The sequence below is a fragment of the Ferrovibrio sp. genome (assembly GCF_965278975.1).
GTDB lineage: Bacteria > Pseudomonadota > Alphaproteobacteria > Ferrovibrionales > Ferrovibrionaceae > Ferrovibrio.
In genome coordinates this window covers 2651868-2669739 of record NZ_OZ257126.1, presented here as the reverse complement: position 1 = coordinate 2669739, position 17872 = coordinate 2651868, and the positions used below count along the sequence as shown (strand labels likewise).

General features: G+C 63.5%; 21 protein-coding genes and 1 tRNA gene. 17 read left to right on the top strand and 5 right to left on the bottom strand.

All coding sequences use genetic code 11. From position 1 onward, the window contains the following. Positions 1 to 106: 106 nt before the first annotated feature. Positions 107 to 1333, bottom strand: a complete 1227-nt coding sequence (locus ACQY7X_RS12845; RefSeq protein WP_428245657.1) for an aminotransferase class I/II-fold pyridoxal phosphate-dependent enzyme — start codon at positions 1331 to 1333, stop codon at positions 107 to 109. 124 nt (positions 1334 to 1457) lie between these two features. Between ACQY7X_RS12845 and ACQY7X_RS12840 the strand changes: the two genes are divergently transcribed. The 4 genes from ACQY7X_RS12840 (at position 1458) to ACQY7X_RS12825 (ending at position 4277) form a co-directional block, all read left to right on the top strand. Further along, complete coding sequence (locus ACQY7X_RS12840; protein WP_428245655.1) at positions 1458 to 1727, top strand: hypothetical protein; 270 nt, start codon at positions 1458 to 1460, stop codon at positions 1725 to 1727. After that, complete coding sequence (locus ACQY7X_RS12835; protein ID WP_428245653.1) at positions 1724 to 2296, top strand: DUF3291 domain-containing protein; 573 nt, start codon at positions 1724 to 1726, stop codon at positions 2294 to 2296. The genes ACQY7X_RS12840 and ACQY7X_RS12835 overlap by 4 nt, the downstream gene beginning before the upstream one ends. A gap of 225 nt (positions 2297 to 2521) precedes the next feature. After that, entirely contained in the window at positions 2522 to 3481 is a 960-nt protein-coding gene (locus ACQY7X_RS12830) for a hypothetical protein (protein ID WP_428245651.1), read from the top strand. 7 nt (positions 3482 to 3488) lie between these two features. Next, positions 3489 to 4277, top strand: coding sequence for a hypothetical protein (locus ACQY7X_RS12825; RefSeq protein WP_428245649.1), 789 nt, complete (start codon positions 3489 to 3491; stop codon positions 4275 to 4277). Positions 4278 to 4446: 169 nt separating this feature from the next. On the opposite strand, the gene ACQY7X_RS12820 is transcribed toward ACQY7X_RS12825, so the two are convergent. After that, positions 4447 to 4522, bottom strand: a tRNA-Phe gene (locus tag ACQY7X_RS12820). 143 nt (positions 4523 to 4665) lie between these two features. Between ACQY7X_RS12820 and ACQY7X_RS12815 the strand changes: the two genes are divergently transcribed. From ACQY7X_RS12815 to ACQY7X_RS12800, 4 genes are read left to right on the top strand one after another with little or no spacing between them, the layout of a single operon-like run. After that, positions 4666 to 5442: an ABC transporter ATP-binding protein gene (locus ACQY7X_RS12815; RefSeq protein ID WP_428245647.1), complete on the top strand. Its 777-nt coding sequence runs from the start codon at positions 4666 to 4668 to the stop codon at positions 5440 to 5442. Next, complete coding sequence (locus ACQY7X_RS12810; RefSeq protein WP_428245645.1) at positions 5439 to 6029, top strand: ABC transporter permease; 591 nt, start codon at positions 5439 to 5441, stop codon at positions 6027 to 6029. Before ACQY7X_RS12815 ends, ACQY7X_RS12810 begins: the two co-directional genes overlap by 4 nt. After that, positions 6026 to 6250, top strand: coding sequence for a hypothetical protein (locus ACQY7X_RS12805; RefSeq protein ID WP_428245643.1), 225 nt, complete (start codon positions 6026 to 6028; stop codon positions 6248 to 6250). The genes ACQY7X_RS12810 and ACQY7X_RS12805 overlap by 4 nt, the downstream gene beginning before the upstream one ends. A 2-nt stretch (positions 6251 to 6252) precedes the next feature. Beyond that, a complete protein-coding gene (locus tag ACQY7X_RS12800) occupies positions 6253 to 6747 on the top strand; it encodes a GNAT family N-acetyltransferase (protein WP_428245641.1) in 495 nt (164 codons plus the stop codon). On the opposite strand, the gene ACQY7X_RS12795 is transcribed toward ACQY7X_RS12800, so the two are convergent. Next, on the bottom strand, positions 6704 to 7576 hold the full coding sequence (locus ACQY7X_RS12795; RefSeq protein ID WP_428245639.1) for a helix-turn-helix domain-containing protein: 873 nt from the start codon (positions 7574 to 7576) through the stop codon (positions 6704 to 6706). The two genes, ACQY7X_RS12800 and ACQY7X_RS12795, sit on opposite strands and share 44 nt — an antisense overlap. 81 nt (positions 7577 to 7657) lie before the next feature. Here ACQY7X_RS12795 and ACQY7X_RS12790 point away from each other — a divergent pair, with 81 nt between their 5' ends. Beyond that, complete coding sequence (locus tag ACQY7X_RS12790) at positions 7658 to 8035, top strand: VOC family protein (RefSeq protein ID WP_428245637.1); 378 nt, start codon at positions 7658 to 7660, stop codon at positions 8033 to 8035. A 13-nt stretch (positions 8036 to 8048) separates the two neighbouring features. On the opposite strand, the gene ACQY7X_RS12785 is transcribed toward ACQY7X_RS12790, so the two are convergent. After that, positions 8049 to 9047 (bottom strand): MBL fold metallo-hydrolase, encoded by a 999-nt coding sequence (locus tag ACQY7X_RS12785; protein ID WP_428245635.1) that lies wholly within the window; start codon positions 9045 to 9047, stop codon positions 8049 to 8051. Between the two features lie 5 nt (positions 9048 to 9052). After that, positions 9053 to 9448 carry a DUF2306 domain-containing protein gene (locus tag ACQY7X_RS12780; protein ID WP_428245633.1) on the bottom strand — a complete coding sequence of 132 codons (396 nt, stop codon included), beginning with the start codon at positions 9446 to 9448 and terminating at the stop codon, positions 9053 to 9055. Positions 9449 to 9550: 102 nt separating this feature from the next. Here ACQY7X_RS12780 and ACQY7X_RS12775 point away from each other — a divergent pair, with 102 nt between their 5' ends. The 8 genes from ACQY7X_RS12775 to ACQY7X_RS12740 all read left to right on the top strand — a co-directional run bounded on the left by ACQY7X_RS12775 (position 9551) and on the right by ACQY7X_RS12740 (position 17868). Further along, positions 9551 to 10294, top strand: coding sequence for a response regulator transcription factor (locus ACQY7X_RS12775; protein ID WP_428245632.1), 744 nt, complete (start codon positions 9551 to 9553; stop codon positions 10292 to 10294). A gap of 14 nt (positions 10295 to 10308) precedes the next feature. Further along, a complete protein-coding gene (locus ACQY7X_RS12770) occupies positions 10309 to 11904 on the top strand; it encodes a stimulus-sensing domain-containing protein (protein ID WP_428245630.1) in 1596 nt (531 codons plus the stop codon). 86 nt (positions 11905 to 11990) lie between these two features. Further along, positions 11991 to 12446, top strand: a complete 456-nt coding sequence (locus tag ACQY7X_RS12765; protein WP_428245629.1) for an HPr kinase/phosphorylase — start codon at positions 11991 to 11993, stop codon at positions 12444 to 12446. After that, positions 12443 to 13357, top strand: a complete 915-nt coding sequence (gene rapZ, locus ACQY7X_RS12760; RefSeq protein ID WP_428245628.1) for an RNase adapter RapZ — start codon at positions 12443 to 12445, stop codon at positions 13355 to 13357. Before ACQY7X_RS12765 ends, rapZ begins: the two co-directional genes overlap by 4 nt. Positions 13358 to 13369: 12 nt before the next feature. Continuing rightward, on the top strand, positions 13370 to 13777 hold the full coding sequence (locus ACQY7X_RS12755; protein ID WP_428245627.1) for a PTS sugar transporter subunit IIA: 408 nt from the start codon (positions 13370 to 13372) through the stop codon (positions 13775 to 13777). Next, a complete protein-coding gene (locus tag ACQY7X_RS12750) occupies positions 13777 to 14058 on the top strand; it encodes an HPr family phosphocarrier protein (RefSeq protein ID WP_428245626.1) in 282 nt (93 codons plus the stop codon). Before ACQY7X_RS12755 ends, ACQY7X_RS12750 begins: the two co-directional genes overlap by 1 nt. Before the next feature lie 244 nt (positions 14059 to 14302). Next, entirely contained in the window at positions 14303 to 15694 is a 1392-nt protein-coding gene (ahcY, locus tag ACQY7X_RS12745; protein WP_428245625.1) for an adenosylhomocysteinase, read from the top strand. Between the two features lie 74 nt (positions 15695 to 15768). After that, the gene (locus ACQY7X_RS12740) at positions 15769 to 17868 is read left to right on the top strand and encodes a PAS-domain containing protein (protein WP_428245624.1); all 2100 of its coding nucleotides are present in this window, start codon (positions 15769 to 15771) and stop codon (positions 17866 to 17868) included. Positions 17869 to 17872 lie beyond the last annotated feature (4 nt).

Genomic DNA, 17872 nt, shown 5'->3' with positions numbered 1-17872 from the left:
GGGCCGATTTGCCGCGCATGCCGCCCCTCATCGAATCAACCTCCGCCGGCCTGTGGACAGCCCACAGCCAGCCTGACGATTAAGCCCCTAAAACCTTACCGATCCCCTAAGACCCGGCCCCTAAGACCTGGCCGATGCGCTGCAATGCCTCCCGGGTCTGTTCCAGTTCGCAGACCAGGGCGATGCGCAGATAGGGATTGCCGGCCTTGGCCGAGATGCCGTCGCCCAGGTCGCGCACCAGATAGCCGCCCGGCAGGGTCCGCACCCCGGCCTCGCGCCAGAGTTTCAGCGCCGCAGCTTCGCCATCACCGACATCGAGCCAGAGATAGAAGCCGCCGGCCGGCCGGTAGAAGCCAAAACGATTACCGATCACGCTCTGGGCGATATCGAACTTTTCGCGATAAAGCGCGCGGTTGGCTGCCACATGGGTTTCCTCGCGCCACAAAGCGGCGGAAGCCTCGGCCACCGGCATCATCATGCCGGCGCAGCCATAGTTGCGCAGCTTGATGAAGGCCTGGGTGATGCGCGCATCGCCGGTGCAGAAGCCGGAACGCAGGCCCGGCACCGAGGAACGCTTGGACAGCGAATGGAACACCACGATGTTGTCGAGCGTGTGGTCGGTGATGCGCCCGCCGCTCAAGGCCAGCGCGGCTTCCAGGCCGCCCGGCGGCGGCACGGCATCGTAGATTTCGGCATAACATTCATCGAAGGCGATGGTGAAATCATACTGCCGCGCCAGTTCGATCAGCCGCATCAGGTAATCCAGGCTCGCCACCGTACCCTGCGGATTGGCCGGCGAGCAGAGATAGACCAGCGCGGTGCGTGCCAGCGTATCGGGATCGAGCGATGAGAAATCCGGCAGGAAGCCATTCTCCGCCGGGGCCGGCACGAACACGGCTTCCGCACCCACCGAGGCGGTGGCGCCGATATAGGCCTGGTAGAACGGGTTCGGCATCAGCACGGCAGCGCGCTTGCCGTTCTTCTCCGGCGGCACCACCACCTGGGCCAGCATGTAGAGGCCTTCGCGGGTGCCGTTCAGCGCCACGATCTGGCGCTCGGGGTCGATCAGGCCCTCGGGCAGGGCATAACGGCGCTTGAGCCAATCAGCACAGGCGGCGCGGAAATCCGGCGAGCCGTTCGGCGTCGGGTAGCGGCTCAAGGCCGAGAGGTCGCCGCGCATGATGGTGCCGACGAAATCCGGCATCGGGTGCTGCGGCTCGCCGACCGAAAGATTGATCGGCTTCAGGCCATGGCTTACCGGGCTGCCATCAAGCAGCGCGCGGAGACGCTGAAAGGGGTAGTCGGTAAGAACGTCTAGGTTGCTGTTCAGCATTGCGAATCAAGGCCTTGTGACCCGAATCGGGGGCCGGGAACGAATCCGCAGAGCCTACCCGCGCCCGAGTCGCGCCGCAAGCCGATAGGCCGAACCAGGCCGGAACTGTGCTAGACTGGCGGCCATGAACGACCCCGCCTCGCCAAGCTGCGCCGCCCGTTTCGCCCCGGATGCCTATATGGGCTTCCTCAGCGCCGACGAGATCGGTGCGTGCCTGAACAGCCTCTGGCGCCTGGCGCCCGATGCAGCAGCGCGCCAACGGCTGGCCGACCTTGGCGCCGAGGCTGGTGAGCCGGCGCCGGATGCCGGCGCGTTCCAGGCCCTGCTCGGCCAGAGCCTGCCCAAGATTCGCAGCGACGACCTGCATGCAGCCCTGAGAGATTTGCGGCAATGAGCGCGCCACTTCTGGCGCTCTACACCTTCGGCATCTTCATCCGCCCCTATGCCGATCCCGCCAATGACAGCTTCCATGCGCGCAACGACATCAACCTCGCCGCCGTGGAATGCAGTGAGGGCTTCATCGCGCGTTCGGGCTATGATGGCGATCCGGGGCCGGCAAGCTGGGGGCCGCATTGCTATCCGCGCTTCTATGCCGGCGAGGGCCATTCGCCCTCCACGCTCTCACTGTGGCGCGACCTCGATGCCCCCTATGCCTACGCCTATAGCGGCATCCATGCCGAGGCCTTGTCGCGCGGCCGCGACTGGTTCCAGCGCCCGGCCGCACCGCCGCTGAAACCGGCCTGGCCGCCCTATGTGCTGTGGTGGGTGGCGACGGACCATGTGCCGGACTGGCGGGAAGCCGTCGAGCGCCATGAATACCTGCACGACCATAGCGCCTCGGCCCACGCCTTCGACTGGAAAACGCCCTTCGACGCCGAGGGCCGCCCGGCCAGCCTCGACCGCGACGCGATAAGACGCCTGACGGCAATCAACCGCGAGCGCCAGGGGGCGCTGAAAGCCTAGATTTTGGGGAAGGAATGGTGCCCAGGGACGGAGTTGAACCGCCGACACGAGGATTTTCAGTCTTCAGAAAGCAGTTGGTTGGCCAATGACTTACAATCTATGGGTCATTTATGGGCCACGCAGAATCGACTGATTTGACAGTTTTGACGACTAATCTACCCTATCTCCTCGCCGCACGACTCGCTGGTATCATTGCCTGTGAAATCCGAGTCGCTGAGAGGCAGCATGTCGGCCAACCAGAATACAGACCCCTGTGTAATTTGTACCTTATCCGAAGCTGTCACGACGCCGAGTGGCCGAGATGGAATTAGGCAGCACTGTCGGCGATGTGGCGATTTTTTCGCTACTGGCACAGTACTGGGTCTGATCGAACGTCTCGACAAATCCGACAGGATCAAATTGGCCAACACAGTTCGTCGCGCCAATATGGCATCGGGAACGCTGGTCGAGCTTCACTCCGGCAATTTACCAGCATACCTATCGGTCAAAAGGCCAGATCCGCTAGAAATGGCCGATGATGTCTTTCTGTTCCTTTTCAACAAAGTGGATCGCATCACCCATTTCATCGACTTATCCGAGATGATTTGGGAACTGCGCGCCATGACATATGCAGTGGATTTGCGCGATCCACGGGTTCTGGTCAACGAACTACTGGTTGAACCCGGCTTCCTCAAGGAGATCCCCCAACCAGACGGGAAACCCAGCCTCTATCGCATCACTAGAGATGGTTATCAGTACCTTCGAGAATTGCGGAAACTGAATACGGAAAGCGCCCAAGTCTTTGTTGCCATGTGGTTCGGTGGGCAAGATCAGCGGTCGGCCATGGACGATGTATACATGCTGGGGCTGGCCGAAGGCATTCGGCGTGCTGGTTACAAGCCCTATCGCGTGGATAAAGCTGAATACAACGGAAAGATTGACGATGAGATTATCCGGCAAATTCGCCGCTCCCGCTTTTTAGTCGCCGATTTCACCAATCACATCCAAGGCGTCTATTACGAAGGCGGGTATGCTGAAGGATTTGGCCTACCAATAATTCAGACCTGTCGTGCTGATCAGATCGGCGCTCTTCACTTTGACAACCGCCAAGTGAACACCATCCCATGGTCAAACATGGAGGAACTGGCTGACAGGCTGCACAAGCGGATCGAAGCTACAATTGGTCGCGGACCAGTTCGCGAGTAGCGTTGCAATGGTTGAAATCAGTACTCACAAAGACCTGCAGCCGCTCCAGAAGTTACCATTTTGCTTTTATTGCGGCCTAGGTTTCAAACCAGAAGACCAAAAAGATCAGGATCATGTCCCAGCGGAAACGATTTTTGCGAAGTCGGATCGACGCCCCTTAAAATTACCAACCCACATTGTCTGCAATGCTCAACACGCAGCCTCTGACCAGCTCGTAGGACAACTGATTCAACTCTTACGATTTGAAGTTCCAAAATCAGAGCGTGACAGGCAGCTTCAATTCTATCTCGACACGGCAAATGGGCTCGGCGCAGTCACCAATATCAATCTTGATGCTATGGCTCAGCGCTGGCTACGCGGGTTTCACGCGGCTCTTTACCGTCAACCACTCGCCGAAAATACTCGCTTCGCCATAACATTCCCGATGCCAAAAGCTCGACTGGTAGATGGGCAACCCCAATTTGAACCCCTGCGAATTCAGCAGCACCAGTTCGTTGTCGACACAATCAAGAACGCCAGGCCACGCCGCAATCTTGATCGTATCGAGATAAACAATGGAAAATTGGTTTACGAATGCGTTTGGGTGAAGGCTGATAACGCGGACTATTGGTCATGTTTTTTTGCTCTTGATGTTTGCGGCTGGCGCGACCTTGCTCCCGCTTACGGCTTTCCGCGCTGCGGCTGCGCCGGTCTATACACAGTCCCTGCGGGCGAGCTACCCAAAACAGCCATGCAACTAAACCCCGGCAAAATTCGCGTGCAAAATTTAGACCCACTTGATCCTTTCGGCCCCTAAGACAGTCACCAGAGTTACCCGCCATGGGCCACTCATGGGCCATCTGTTCCGCGAACGGTCGCGCTCAAATGCGAAGGGCTGCGAACAGGTGCGAAAGGATGCGAATGACTGAGAGGCCGAGAAACACCAGTTTCCGGCTAATCGACTCGTAAGTCATTGATTGGGAAAATGGTGCCCAGGGACGGAGTTGAACCGCCGACACGAGGATTTTCAGTCCTCTGCTCTACCAGCTGAGCTACCTGGGCACACCGACTGTTACGCAAAGGCGTAACGGGGCGCGGTTATAGACAAAGTCCCCCCGCCTGTCCATATATCGGGGCAAGAAAAACGCCGCTCGGGATTTCAACAGCTTATGACCCCTCACCCCGCCCCAGAGACGGCACCTGAGATGGCCCCAGCGCCAGCCGCGCCGGCAGCCATCGCGGTCAGCGGTCTGGCCAAGGATTACGGCAGCGTGGCGGCCGTGGCGGGGATCGATTTCACCGTGGCCGCCGGCTCCACCACGGCCCTGCTGGGCGGCAACGGCGCCGGCAAGACCACCACCATCGCCATGCTGCTGGGACTGCTGACGCCGACGCGCGGCAGCGTGACCGTGCTGGGCGCCAATATGGACCGCCAGCGCCACCGGGTGCTGCCGCGGATGAATTTCTCCTCGCCCTATGTGGATCTGCCGCACCGCCTGACCGTGCGCCAGAACCTGCTGATCTTCGCCCAGCTTTACGATGTGCCGCGCGCGCCGGAGCGTATCGCCGAACTGGCCGAGGCGCTGGATTTCGCCACCCTGCTCGACCGTTCCGCCGGCGGGCTGTCGGCCGGGCAGAAAACCCGCGTGGCGCTGGCCAAGGCGCTGATCAACAAGCCCGAACTGCTGCTGCTGGACGAGCCGACCGCCTCGCTCGACCCCGACACCGCCGACTGGGTACGCGGCCTGCTGGAGACGTATCGCGCCGAACGCGGTGCCACCATCCTGCTGGCCTCGCATAACATGGCCGAGGTGGAGCGCCTGGCCGATCAGGTGCTGATGATGAAGCAGGGCAGGATCGTGGATCGCGGCCGGCCCGAGGCGCTGATCGAACGCTATGGCCGCAACGACCTGGAGGAAGTGTTCCTGGATATCGCGCGCGGCCAGGGCAAGGCGGCGGAATTCGTGGGCAAACTGACATGAGCGCGCAGATTTTCGGCTTCAGCCCCAACCGCATCGCGGCGATGCTGCGGCGGCATTACTATCTGCTCTCCTCCTCCTGGGTGCGGCTGATCGATCTGGTCTACTGGCCCACGGTGCAGATGCTGATGTGGGGCTTCCTCACCCAGTTCCTGATGGGCAAGACCAGCTATATCGCGCAAGCCTTCGGCCTGCTGCTGGCCGGCCTGATGCTGTGGGATTCGATGTTCCGCATCCAGTTGAGCGTCGCCATCTCGTTCCTGGAAGAAATGTGGAGCCGCAATCTCGGCAACCTGTTCGTCAGCCCGTTGCGGCCAACCGAATTCGCCGCCTCGCTGCTGATCATGGGCTTCCTGCGCACCGCCTTCAGCATGATCCCGGTGAGCCTGATGGCGTGGTGGTTCTTCGATTTCTCGGTCTATTCGCTGGGCCTGGCGCTGGCCGGCTTCTTCGCCTCGCTGACCCTGTTCGGCTGGGCCATCGGCCTGGCGGTGAGCGGCCTGGTGATGCGCCAGGGCCTGGGTGCGGAGAATATCGCCTGGGCGGCGGCGTTTCTGTTCCTGCCGATCGCGGCGGTGTATTACCGGTGAGCGTGCTGCCGGGCTGGCTGCAATATGTCGCCTGGAGCTTCCCGCCGGCCTATGTCTTCGAGGGCCTGCGCGCGCTGCTGGTGGAAGGCCAGTTCCGCGCCGACCTGATGTGGGGCGCCTTCGCGCTCAATGCCGTCTACCTGATGCTCGGCTTCGGCGCCTTCATGGCATTGTTCGAGGCGGCGCGGCGCGGCGGGCAATTGCTGGGCCAGGGCGAGTAGGCATGCCGGCCCCCTTGCTGAAAGCCGAGGGCGTGACCTTGCGGCCCTTGAGCGCCCGCGATGCCGGCCAGCTCGACATGGAGCCGCCGGTGGCGGAAGCCTTGCTCAGCGAAGCCAACCAGGAGGCCAGCCTGCTCTGGCTGATCGCGCCCAATCCGCGCCAGCCCGGCTTCGGCTGGGTAGGCTTGCGCGGCATCGAGCCGCTGCACCGCCGGGCTTCGCTGGATGGCTTCATGCTGCCGGAGCAGCGCCGCCAGGGCCATATGCGTTCGGCTGCCGCCCGAGTGGCGGCCTATGCCTTCGATACCCTGCTGCTCAACCGCCTGGCCGCCCGGCTGGACCCGGAGAATTCTGCTGCCATCGCGCTGCTGCGCGGCCTGGGTCTAACCGAGGAGGGGCGCCTGCGCGGCTACCGGCTCGGATCCGATGGCCAGCCGCGCGATGTGCTGCTGTTCAGCCGGCTGCGCGGCGATCCGACGCCCCAGGAAACGCCCTGAAGCGCGCCCGGAAGCGGCTCGGGCTTTCGCCGAACGTGCCGCGGAAACGGTGATTGAAGGTGGAGAGATCACCGAAGCCGCTGTCATAGGCAATGGCGGAAACCGGCGCCGGCGTCTCGCTCAGTTTCAGCGCCGCGCGGCGTAAGCGCAGCCGCAGCAGGAAGTCATACGGCGTGACGCCGGTGATGCGGCGGAAGCAGCGCAGGAAATGGTATTTGCTCATGCAGGCAATGCCAGCCAGCGCATCGAGATCGAGTGCCTCGCCGGCATGGGCCTCGATATGGCGCAGCACGCGGTCGATGCGGCGATGGTCGCGCGCATTGGGCGCCGCCACGCTGGACGCCGCACCGCTCAACAGCGACACGACTTTTTCGGCCAGTGCGATCACGGCCTCTTCGCGCCGCACATCCTCACGCGCCGCCAGCAATTCCACCAGCGGCCGGGTGACATCCGGCAGGGCCGGCAGCATTGCCGAGGCGAAGCGGAAGCGTGCACTGCCGCCACTGCTCGCCGCGATCTCGGCGAACATCTCTGGTGCCAGATGCAGCGCGGCGCAGCGGTCGCCGGTGGAATGGTCATGGCCGCATTGATAGCAACTGCCGGGATTACCCAGCATCAGCGCGCCGGGATGCAGCAGCGCCTTGCCGCTATCGGCGGCATAATGGAACGAGCCATCCAGCACGGCGGCAATCGCCACCGTGTCATGCCGTTCCTCGAACGGCCTGTCGCCAGGACCGGCACGGCAGACGAATTCGCTCAGGCGCCAGCCACGGCCCTGGGCGATCATGCGGCCTGCCGGCTGCGCGGGATGGATCATCGGCTTGGTCATGGTCGCAGAATAGCAATATTCCCCAAGTGCCGGAATGGGCGATTAGGGCAAGCTCCCTCACCTAAATGCAAGGAGTTACCTATGATCAACCATCTTTCCATCGGCGTGCGCGACATCAAGCGCACCAAGGCTTTCTATGACGCCGTGCTTTCGCCGCTCGGCTATACCTGCCTGTCATCTGGCGACACGTCGCTCGGCTATGGCGACAAGGCGGTGGTGCTGTGGATCAGCAAGACCGACAGCCCGGTGCCGGCGGATCCGAATTCCGGCCTGCATATCTGCTTCGATGCGCCGACCCGCGCCAGCGTCGATGCCTTCCACAAGGCCGCGCTGAAGGCCAAGGGCGAGGATAACGGCAAGCCCGGCCTGCGCCCGGATTACGACGCCAATTACTACGCAGCCTTCGTGGTGGATCCCGATGGCTACCGCATCGAGGCCTATTGCGGCAAGGCAGCCTAGTTGCTCGGCCAGCCTAGTTTGCCAGCTTGGGGGTGAGCAGCCGGGTCTCGCCGATGCGCATCACCCAGGTATCTTCCTCGGCATAGCCGGCGTCCCGCGCCGCCTGGCGGAAACGCCCGGGCGGTTCGAACGGCGGCTCGTCGGTGAGCATGACAGTGCCCCAATGCATCGCCACGAGCCGCCGCGCGCCGAGATCGCGGCCCAAGGCCACGCCTTCCTCGGGGTTGGCGTGGTGGCCGGCCATGATGGCACGCGGCTCATAGGCGCCGATCGGTACCAGAGCATGATCGAACGGGCCGTGGCGCTCGCCGATCTCGCGGAACAGCGTCTCGTGATAGGCCGTGTCGCCGGTGAAGCAGAGTTTCTGCCCCTCACCGGCCAAGGCGAAACCGGCCCAGAGCGAACGGTTGGCATCGAAAGCCGTGCGCTTCGACCAATGCACGGCAGGCAGGGCGGTGATGGCAAGGCCGCCGGCATCATGGCGGTCATGCCAGTCCAGTTCGACCACCTGGCCGAAGCCATAGGGCTTGAAGAAGGCGCCGAGTTTCAGCGGCACAACCATGCTGATACCGGCGCGGTTCGGCAGCCGTTTTAGCGTATCGGCGCAGAGATGGTCATAGTGGTTATGGCTGATCGCCACCACATCGATTGGCGGCAGTGTTTCCGGCGTCAGGCCCGGTGCCACGAAACGCTTCGGCGACATGCCGCGCACCGGCCCGGCTTCCTCGCCGAGATAGGGATCGAGCAGGATGGTCTTGCCGCCGAGGCGCAGCAGGAAGGCGGCATGGCCGAGCCACATCAGCGCCGGCCCCCGGCCCTCCAGCGCGCGCCAGCCGTCCAGGGCCTCCTCGGCGCTCAAGGCATGGCCCGGCGGCAGCACCTGCGGCTTGCGGGCATTGCGCAGCATGCGGCCGATGAAACGCCAGTAGGTGCCGGCGTCGGGCGTCATATGCCGGCTGCCCGGCGGATTGCGGAAGCCGGTGGCGGTATGATGCCAGGGTTTGGCGCTCATGCGTTTCAGCCTCCGAACAAGACCCGGCCCAGAATCCGGCCCGGCAGCAGGGTGAACACACCGGCCAGCACCAGGCCGCTCCAGTAGGTCAGCAGCATGGCGCGGCGGTGCCAGTAGATATTGCCGCGCCGCGCGGCGTAGACCGCCGCCGTGATGCCGATTGGTGTGGTTATGGAGAGGATATGGATCGGGCTGAAGCTGCCGGGGAAGATTTCCCGGATGAACAGCGACGAACCGCTAGCCAGCAGCATCAGCAGGATGAAGCCCCAGCCCAGCAGCTTATGCTGCCCGGTGCCTTTGCGGCGCATTAATACAATCGTGCCGAGAACCAGCGCGCCGAGCGTGCTGGCAACATGAAGCTGGATGGCGAGGCTGGCACCGAGAAGGGGGGCTAAAGTCATAGGCAAACGCTAGCCGTGGGCCTTAAAATCGCCTACGCCTTTCCTATCTAAGGCCTGTGACCGTGGTCACGACGCCGCCATGCAAATCAGGGAGCCTGGATTTTGAGCGCCACCATTGCCCTGGTCGATGACGACCGCAACATTCTCACTTCCGTGTCCATCGCGCTGGAAGCCGAAGGCTACAAGGTGCGCACCTATAACGACGGCGCCGAGGCCCTGCGTAACATCACGCAGCAGACCTTTGACCTGGTGGTGCTCGACATCAAGATGCCGCGCCTGGACGGCATGGAGACGCTGAGCCGGCTGCGCCGCGTCAGCCAGGTGCCGGTGATCTTCCTCACCTCCAAGGATGAGGAGATCGACGAGGTGCTGGGCCTCAAGATGGGCGCCGACGATTATATCAAGAAGCCGTTCAGCCAGCGCCTGCTGATCGAGCGCATCAAGGCGGTGCTGCGCCGCGCCGAGGCCAACAAGCCTGGTGCGGAAGAGACTGCAGCCGAGAAGATGATCCATCGCGGCCCGTTGACGCTGGATCCCTCGCGCCACAAATGCACCTGGAAGGGCGAGGATGTGGTGCTGACCGTGACCGAGTTCCTGCTGCTGCAGGCCCTGGCGCAGCGCCCCGGCCATGTGAAGAACCGCGACCAGCTGATGGACGCGGCCTATGACGACAATGTCTATGTCGATGACCGCACCATCGACAGCCACATCAAGCGCCTGCGCAAGAAGTTCAAGATGGCGGATGACGATTTCGACGCCATTGAGACACTGTATGGCGTCGGCTACCGCTTCAAGGAAACCGCCGTGGCCGAGACCGCCACGGATGGCGCTCCCCAGGAAGACTAGGGCACGGCCGGGCGATGGCCCAGGGCAGGACCAAGCGCCGCTGGATGTCGCCGCTGACGCGGCGCATCCTGCTGATCAACCTGGCGGCACCGATTCTGCTCGCCGCCGCCTTCCTGTATCTCGACCAGTTCCGCCTCGGCCTGATCGATACGCGGCTCAATGCGCTGCAATTCGAAGGCAACCTGATTGCCGGCGCGCTGGGCGAATCCGCCATCAGCCCCTATGAACTGGCGCCTGGCCTGGACCCGGACCTCTCACGGCAATTGATGCGCCGCCTCTCGGCGCAATCCTCCGCCCGCGCGCGGCTGTTCGATGGCGAAGGCGAACTGATCGCCGACAGCCGCCTGCTGCTGGCCGCCGGGCGCGGCGTGGTGACGCGGCAATTGCCGCCGCCGAATGTCGAGCAGCCCTGGGATCAGGCGCTGATCAAGCTCTACGACAAGCTCAACGCGCTGTTCATGACCACTCTGGACCTGCCGCGTTACGCCGAACTGCCCTTCTCGCATGCCAATGATTACGCGGAGGTGATCCGCGCGCTGGATGGCGAGGTGGCGAACGAGATCCGTGATATCGGCGATGGCCGCCTGCTGCTGTCGGTGGCAGTGCCGGTGCAGGGCCTGCGCAAGGTGGTGGGGGCTCTGATGCTGACCATCGACAGCGCCGAAATCGACGCCCGTGTGCGCGAGGAACGCCTGACGGTGATGAAGCTGTTCGCGCTGATCCTGGGTTTCACCGTGCTGGCCTCGCTCTATCTCGCCGCCGCCATCGTGCGCCCGGTGCACCGCCTGGCCGAAGCAGCAGACCGCATCCGCGCCGCCAAGGGCCGCATCGCGCATCTGCATATCCCGGATTTCTCCTCGCGCCGCGACGAGATCGGCGACCTCTCGGTGGCCTTCGGCGCCATGACCCAGGCCCTGGCGCAGCGCCTGGATGCCATCGAGCATTTCGCCGCCGATGTGGCGCATGAAGTGAAGAACCCGCTGACCTCGCTGCGTAGCGCCATGGAAACCTTTGCCCGCATCGAGAAACCGGAAGCACGCGCCCGCCTGCTGGCGGTGATGCAGGATGATGTGCGGCGCATGGACCGCCTGATCAGCGACATCTCGGAAGCCTCGCGCCTGGATGCGGAACTCGGCCGCGCCGTTTCGGCGCCGGTGGATATCGACGCCTTGCTGACCAGCGTGGTGGGGCAATACCAGGACCAGACGGAGCCCGATCAGGCCAGGCTGGATTACCGTCGCGAGGGCAAGGGACCTTTCCTGGTGCCTGGTTTCGACAGCCGGCTCGGCCAGGTGGTGCGGAACCTGATCGACAATGCGCTGTCCTTCGCGCCGGCCGGCAGCCGTATCGACGTGGTGCTGCGGCGCGACCATGGCCAGGTGATATTCACGGTCAGCGACGAAGGCCCCGGCATCCCGCCGGAAAACCTGGAATCGATCTTCGAGCGTTTCTACAGCGAGCGCCCGAGCAGCGAGGCCTTCGGCCTGCATTCCGGCCTCGGGCTTTCAATCTCGCGCCAGATCGTGCAATCGCTGGGTGGTGAGATCATCGCCGAGAATCGCAGCGACCGCGCCTCGGGCGCCCGTTTCACTGTCCGGCTGCCGGTATAAGCGCAGCATTGTCAAGCGGATAAGCGACTTTATGCCCGATAACGGCGTATTGACATGTGCGCTGCACAACGGCAGGCTCCCCCGCCATGCATATACTGTATGCAAGTTGCGTCGCCCTTGATGGCGGTGCCGTGCTGCTGCGCGGCCCTTCCGGCGCTGGCAAATCCGATCTCGCCCTGCGCCTCATCGCGCTGGGCGGACGCCTGATATCCGACGACCGCACCCTGCTGCACCGCGAGGGCGACCGCTTGATCGCCCATGCGCCGGAGCGTATCCGCGGCCTGCTGGAAATCCGTGGCCTTGGCCCGGTACCGGTACTGCCGGCCCCGCCAACACCAGCCGCCCTGATCCTGGACCTGGTGCCGCTGGCCGAGCTGCCGCGCCTGCCGGAGCCGCAGTACGAAACCTTCTCCGGCCTGGACCTGCCGGTGCTGCCGGCGGAGGCCTTCTCGGCCGGCGCGGCGCTGAAGGTACGTTACGCGCTTGGCCGCGCCATGGCCGGCTTGGTCTTCACCCCGGCCGAAGTGGCGGGCATGGCATGATGGATCAGCCGGGTCAGGAGCGCATCCGCGTGGTGGTGGTGACCGGCCTGTCCGGCGCCGGCAAGACCGGTGCGCTGAAGGTGCTGGAAGACCTGGGCTATGAAGCGGTGGACAATCTGCCGCTGTCGCTGCTGCGCCGCCTGCTGGTGAGTGATGGCGCCCAGGGCGACATGCCGCCGCGCGGCGCCATCGCCGTCGGCATCGACAGCCGCACGCGCGATTTCGATGCCGCCACCCTGGCGCAGCTGCTGCGCGACCTGAAAGCGCGGCCGGAACTCGACGTGCAGCTCGCCTATTTCGAATGTGAGGATGAAGTGCTGTTCAAGCGCTTCACCGCTACGCGCCGCCGCCATCCGCTGGCAGCGGACCGCAGCGTTTCCGATGGCATCGCCGCCGAACGCGCCATGATGCAGCCGCTGCGCGCCGTGGCCGATCATGTATTCGATACCTCGGCGCTGGCTTCGCCCGATATGCGCCGCCTGCTGGTGGCCTATTTCAGCCTTGCCAGCACGCCTGCCCTGAGTATTTCGGTGACGTCGTTTTCCTATCGGCTTGGCCTGCCGCGCGAAGCCGACCTGGTCTTTGACGCCCGTTTTCTGCGCAATCCGCATTATGACGAAATCTTGCGCCCACGCAGCGGTGACGATCCGGAGGTGGGCGCCTATATTGCTGCCGATCCCGATTGCGAGCCTTTCATGGCGCGCGTGACGGATCTGCTGGAAAGCCTGTTGCCGCGCTTTGATGCGGAAGGCAAACGCTTCCTGACAATAGCCATGGGTTGTACTGGTGGCCGTCACCGCTCGGTATACTTGGCTGAAGATTTGGCCCGGCGCTTGCGCTCGGCCGGCTATCCGGTCAGTCTGCGCCACCGCGACCGCGACCTGACAGGCCAAGACGGTATCACGCACTAAGAGACGATAGGCATGATCGGCATCGTTGTTGTCACCCATGGACGTCTGGCGGAGGAATTCATCCTCGCCACCGAGCATGTGCATGGTCCCCAGCGCAACATGCGCGCTGTCTGCATCGGCCCCGATGACGACATGGAGCAAAGGCGCAAGGACATCCTGGATGCCGTCGCCGCCGTGAATGACGGCAGCGGTGTGATCGTGCTGACCGACATGTTCGGCGGCACGCCCTCGAACCTCGCCATCTCGATCATGAACCAGGCCCATGTCGAGGTGATTGCCGGCGTCAACCTGCCGATGCTGATCCGGCTGGCCCAGGTGCGCAGCAAATGCGACCTCACCGCCGCCGTCACCGCGACACAGGAAGCAGGGCGCAAATACATCAACGTGGCATCGAAGCTGCTGGCCGGAGACGGCCCGTAATGTCCGACGCCGTCGTCCGTTCGGTCACCATCGTTAATCAGCGAGGACTGCATGCCCGTGCCGCTGCCAAGTTCGTGCAGGTGGTGGCAAAATACCCGCAGGCGCGCATCCAGGTGTCGAAGGACGGCCAGACCGTCAATGGCGAGTCGATCATGGGCCTGATGATGCTGGCCGGCACCCAAGGCTCCAGCATCGAGATCGCCGCCAACGGCGCCGAGGCCATCCCGGCCATGTCCGCCCTGGTCGAGCTGGTGCAGAACAAGTTCGGCGAAGCGGAATAACTTTAGAAGACTGCCCATCACAGGCCGTCATGGTCCGCGCAGGCGGACCATCCACGAGTTCTTTTCCTAAATTAGCAATAAAATAACGCGTGGCTGCCCCGCCTCCGCGGGGCATGACGTTGCTAAAAGTCCCTTCACCCCTATATTCCCATATAAAGATTTCCTTATATAGTTCTGGACAGGACTTTGCCGCCCTGCTACAAACCCGGCCAACCGAAGCCGGTAAAACGCGGAGCATGCGACAATGACCGATTATGTTGTGAAGGATATGGGCCTGGCCGATTGGGGCCGTAAGGAACTCGACATGGCCGAGACCGAAATGCCCGGTCTGATGGCCACGCGCGAGGAATACGGCCCGAAGCAGCCGCTGAAGGGCGCCCGCATTGCCGGCTCGCTGCACATGACGATCCAGACCGGTGTGCTGATCGAGACGCTGAAGGCGCTGGGCGCCGATGTGCGCTGGGCCTCGTGCAACATCTACTCGACCCAGGACCACGCCGCCGCCGCCATCGCCGCCGCCGGCACCCCCGTCTTCGCCATCAAGGGCGAGACGCTGGAGGAATACTGGGATTACACCCACCGCATCTTCGAGTGGGCCGATGGCGGCACGCCGAACATGATCCTGGACGATGGCGGCGACGCCACCCTGCTGATCCATCTCGGCATGCAGGCGGAGAAGGATGCGTCCGTCATCTCCAAGCCGACCAATGAGGAAGAAACCGTCCTCTATGCCGCGATCGCCAAGAAGCTGAAGACCTCGCCGGGCTGGTATTCCAAGATGGGCGCCGCGATCAAGGGCGTGACCGAGGAAACCACCACCGGCGTGCATCGCCTCTATGTCATGGCCAAGGAAGGCCGCCTGCTGTTCCCGGCGATCAACGTCAACGACAGCGTGACCAAGTCGAAGTTCGACAACCTCTATGGCTGCCGTGAAAGCCTGGTGGACGGCATCCGCCGCGGCACCGACGTGATGATGGCCGGCAAGATCGCCGTGGTCGCCGGCTTCGGCGATGTCGGCAAGGGTTCCGCTGCCTCGCTGCGCAATGCTGGCTGCCGCGTCATGGTGACCGAAATCGATCCGATCTGCGCGCTGCAGGCGGCGATGGAAGGCTATCAGGTGGTGACCATGGAAGAAGCTGCCCCGCAGGGCGACATCTTCGTCACCGCCACCGGCAATGTGGACGTGATCACTCTGGATCACATGCGCTCGATGAAGCATCGCGCCATCGTGTGCAACATCGGCCACTTCGATAGCGAGATCCAGATCGGCGCGCTGAAGAACCTGAAGTGGCACAATGTGAAGCCGCAGGTGGATGAAGTCGAGTTCGCCGACAAGAAGCGCATCATCGTGCTGTCCGAAGGCCGCCTGGTGAATCTGGGCAATGCCACCGGCCATCCGAGCTTCGTGATGAGCGCCTCCTTCACCAATCAGGTGCTGGCGCAGATCGAATTGTGGACCAATCCGGGCAAGTACCAGAAGCAGGTCTACACGCTGCCGAAGCATCTCGACGAGAAGGTGGCATCGCTGCATCTCGCCAAGGTGGGTGCCAACCTCACCAAGCTGACCGATGCCCAGGCGAAGTATCTCGGCATCGGCGAAACCGGCCCGTTCAAGCCGGACCATTATCGCTACTAAGCCACTACCTCTACTGCGCTTGTCATGCCCCCGGTACCGGCCCATAGTTGGGGCCGGTTGACCGGGGGATTCGCTTGGACGCGACAGGCTGGATTTTCGCATTGGGCGCGGGCTTTGCCGCCGGCTTGGCCGGCTGGCAGGCGATCCGCGCCCAACGTCTTTCCGCCGCCCTGCGCGAAGCTGCCGAGCGCCTTGCCGCCCGTGATGCAGCCCTGGCCGCCGCCCGCGCCGATAATGCCAGCCTGGCCGCCGAATCCGATCAGCTCAGCACCCTGGTGCGTGAACACGCCGAACTGGAAGCTGAGAATCAGCGCCTGCTGGATGCCGGCAAGCAGGCGGCACAGTTGCTCGATGCCGCGCCCTTCCCGATCTGGCGCCGCGCAGACGATGGGGCGCTGGTCTGGGTCAATCGCCGCTATGCCGAGATGACCGAAGCCAGCCCTGCCGACGTGGTGACACGCGGCATCGAACTGGCCTCGGCCCATGATCCCGAATTGCCCCGCATGCTGGCGCGCAAGGCGCGTGAAGCCGGCCAGACCATGGCCGAGGAGCGCCGTTTTGTCGCCGAGGGTGACCGCCGCAACTACCGCATCTTCGAAATGCCGCTGGAACACGGTTTTCTCGGCTTCGCGCAGGACATTACCCAGGAAGCCGATGCGCGCGGCCAATTGCGCCGCCATATGGAAGCGCATCTCGAAGTGCTGCGCACCATCTCCACTGCCACCGCGATCTACGGCCAGGACAAGCGCCTGGTGCTGTGGAACCGCGCCTATGCACGGCTGTGGCAGCTGGATGAAAGCTGGCTGGAACAGCACCCGACCTTCGGCGAGGTGCTGGAGCAGTTGCGCGCCGAGCGCCGCCTGCCGGAACAGATCGACTGGCAGGCCTACAAACAGGGCCAGCAGACATTATTCACCACGGTGATCGAGCGCCGGGAAGAATTGATGCATCTGCCCGATGGCTCGACCCTGCGGCTGGTGATCAGCCCCTATCCTTCCGGCGGCCTGTTCTTCGCCTATGACGACGTGACACGGCAATTGACGCTGGAACGTGCCACCAACACGCTGACAGCCGTGCAGCGCGCCACGCTGGATAACCTGTATGAAGCCGTGGTGGTGTTCGGCCCCGATGGCCGCCTGTCGCTCTATAACCGCGCCTTCGCCGAGTTGTGGCATCTTGACGATGACAGGCTGAACCGCCAGCCGCATATCACCGAAGTCCTGGAATGGACCCGGCCGCTATTGCCGCGCAACAACGATTGGCAGACCTGGCGCGACCAGTCGATTGATGGCTTTGCCGCACGCCGCGCCAGCCAGGGCAGGCTGGAGCGCGGCGACGACACGGTGATCGATCAGGCCAGCGTGCCGCTGCCCGATGGCTCGATGCTTTATACCTACCTGGATGTGAGCGCCGCCGTGCGCATCCAGCGCGCCCTGCGCGAGCGCAACGAGGCACTGGAACGCACCGACCGCATGAACGCGGCCTTCATTTCCAATATCACCCATGAACTGCGTTCGCCGCTTGGCACCTTGATCAGCATGACCGAGGTGCTGAGCCACGGCATCCTCGGCCCGGTCAACGAGCGCCAGGCGGAATATGGCCGCGACATCATGCAGGCTTCGCGGCATCTGCTGCGGCTCTTGGACGACATCATCGTGATTGCCGCCATCGAAGTGGGGCAGCTGGCGCTGGAACCGGAGGCTTTCGCCGCAAACGAACTGTGGCAGGAGGATGCCGGGCAATGGCGCGATACCGCCGAGCATCGCGGCATCACGCTTTCGCTGCCCGATGGCATGCAGGATATATCCTGCCATGGCGACCAGCAGCGCCTGCGCCAGGCGCTTGGCAGCATCATGCTGGCCGCGCTGAACGGCACACCACAGGGCGGCGGACTCAAGCTGAATATTGCTCAAGGCGCGGATGGCCTCGGCATCGAGATTGAAAGCCATAGCGGCGGCCTGGCGCCGATTTCGCCATCTCGGCTGTTTGCCGATTTGCAGCCAAGTTCCGACCGGCGCCATGGCAGTGCCAATCTCTCGCTGCTGGTGGCACGCGGCCTGATCGAACTGCATGGCGGCACGGTGGCCGTAAGCAGCCAGGAAACCGGCCAGATGCTGCAAATCCGCCTGCCTGCCGGTGGTGCCGCGATTGCGGCCCCGGCGCGGCCCCATTAGACTC

Coding starts and splice junctions, on each gene's coding strand:
- ACQY7X_RS12845 (WP_428245657.1), bottom strand. CDS start 1,333: ATGCTGAACAGCAACCTAGACGTTCTTACCGACTACCCCTTTCAGCGT.
- ACQY7X_RS12840 (WP_428245655.1), top strand. CDS start 1,458: ATGAACGACCCCGCCTCGCCAAGCTGCGCCGCCCGTTTCGCCCCGGAT.
- ACQY7X_RS12835 (WP_428245653.1), top strand. CDS start 1,724: ATGAGCGCGCCACTTCTGGCGCTCTACACCTTCGGCATCTTCATCCGC.
- ACQY7X_RS12830 (WP_428245651.1), top strand. CDS start 2,522: ATGTCGGCCAACCAGAATACAGACCCCTGTGTAATTTGTACCTTATCC.
- ACQY7X_RS12825 (WP_428245649.1), top strand. CDS start 3,489: ATGGTTGAAATCAGTACTCACAAAGACCTGCAGCCGCTCCAGAAGTTA.
- ACQY7X_RS12815 (WP_428245647.1), top strand. CDS start 4,666: ATGGCCCCAGCGCCAGCCGCGCCGGCAGCCATCGCGGTCAGCGGTCTG.
- ACQY7X_RS12810 (WP_428245645.1), top strand. CDS start 5,439: ATGAGCGCGCAGATTTTCGGCTTCAGCCCCAACCGCATCGCGGCGATG.
- ACQY7X_RS12800 (WP_428245641.1), top strand. CDS start 6,253: ATGCCGGCCCCCTTGCTGAAAGCCGAGGGCGTGACCTTGCGGCCCTTG.
- ACQY7X_RS12795 (WP_428245639.1), bottom strand. CDS start 7,576: ATGACCAAGCCGATGATCCATCCCGCGCAGCCGGCAGGCCGCATGATC.
- ACQY7X_RS12790 (WP_428245637.1), top strand. CDS start 7,658: ATGATCAACCATCTTTCCATCGGCGTGCGCGACATCAAGCGCACCAAG.
- ACQY7X_RS12785 (WP_428245635.1), bottom strand. CDS start 9,047: ATGAGCGCCAAACCCTGGCATCATACCGCCACCGGCTTCCGCAATCCG.
- ACQY7X_RS12780 (WP_428245633.1), bottom strand. CDS start 9,448: ATGACTTTAGCCCCCCTTCTCGGTGCCAGCCTCGCCATCCAGCTTCAT.
- ACQY7X_RS12770 (WP_428245630.1), top strand. CDS start 10,309: ATGGCCCAGGGCAGGACCAAGCGCCGCTGGATGTCGCCGCTGACGCGG.
- ACQY7X_RS12765 (WP_428245629.1), top strand. CDS start 11,991: ATGCATATACTGTATGCAAGTTGCGTCGCCCTTGATGGCGGTGCCGTG.
- rapZ (WP_428245628.1), top strand. CDS start 12,443: ATGATGGATCAGCCGGGTCAGGAGCGCATCCGCGTGGTGGTGGTGACC.
- ACQY7X_RS12755 (WP_428245627.1), top strand. CDS start 13,370: ATGATCGGCATCGTTGTTGTCACCCATGGACGTCTGGCGGAGGAATTC.
- ACQY7X_RS12750 (WP_428245626.1), top strand. CDS start 13,777: ATGTCCGACGCCGTCGTCCGTTCGGTCACCATCGTTAATCAGCGAGGA.
- ahcY (WP_428245625.1), top strand. CDS start 14,303: ATGACCGATTATGTTGTGAAGGATATGGGCCTGGCCGATTGGGGCCGT.